General features: G+C 77.3%; 1 protein-coding gene. It reads left to right on the forward strand.

Features of this window, described 5'->3' with window-relative positions; all coding sequences use genetic code 11:
* Nucleotides 1–36: 36 nt before the first annotated feature.
* On the forward strand, nt 37–990 hold a 954-nt coding region (gene pfkB, locus G5C65_RS37685; protein WP_165303562.1), incomplete at its 3' end, for a 1-phosphofructokinase.

Genomic DNA, 990 nt, shown 5'->3' on the forward strand with positions numbered 1-990 from the left:
CTCCCCGTCCCTCCGTACGACTGGAACACCGCTCCGATGACAGTGCTCACCCTCACCCCCAACCCCAGCCTCGACCGTACGTATGAGATCCCCGGCCTCGTCCGGGGCGGCGTGCTGCGCACCGAGGGGGACCGGGTCGACCCCGGCGGCAAGGGGGTCAACGTCTCCCGCGCCGTGGCCGCCGCCGGGCACCGCACCGTCGCGGTGCTCCCGCTCGGCGGGCCCGAGGGTGCGCTGCTCTCCCGGCTGCTGGAGGAGGCCGGCATCGCGGTGGCCGGCGTCCCGGTGCGCGGTTCGACCCGGGTCAATGTCGCGCTGGCCGAGCCCGACGGCACCCTCACCAAGGTCAACGCGGCCGGGCCCGAGATCAGTGCCGAGGAGTCCGCCGCACTGCTGGAGGCCGTCGCGACCGAGGCGGCCGGGGCCGAAGCCGTCCAGCGCGGCGCGACGTGGCTCGCCTGCTGCGGCAGCCTCCCCCGCGGGCTGGCCGACGCGTGGTACGCGGCTCTGGTCGCGCGTGCCCGTGCCGCGGGGGTACGCGTCGCGCTGGACAGCTCGGGCCCGGCGCTGGTGGCCGCTCTCGCCGAGGGCCCCGATGTCGTCAAGCCGAACGCGGACGAGCTGGCCGAGGTCGTCGGCCGCCCGCTCGGCACGGTGGGAGACGCGGTCAAGGCCGCGGAGGACGTCCACGCCGCGGGTGCCGGAACGGTGCTGGCCAGCCTGGGCGCCACCGGCCAGCTGCTCGTGGACGCCTCCGGCACCGCCTTCGCCAGCGCGCCGGTCGACGCCGTACGCAGCGACGTGGGCGCGGGCGACGCCTCCCTCGCGGGCCTGCTGACGGCGCTGGCCGCCGGCGCCTCCGGCCCGGAGGCGCTGGCCTCCGCCGTCGCGCACGGTGCCGCTGCCGTGCAGCTCCCCGGCAGCCAGATGCCCACCCCCCGCGATCTGCGCCCCGGCGTGGTCAGCGTCACCACCGATGTCCCCCAGGAC

Source organism: Streptomyces boncukensis, from assembly GCF_011045075.1.
Lineage (GTDB): Bacteria > Actinomycetota > Actinomycetes > Streptomycetales > Streptomycetaceae > Streptomyces > Streptomyces boncukensis.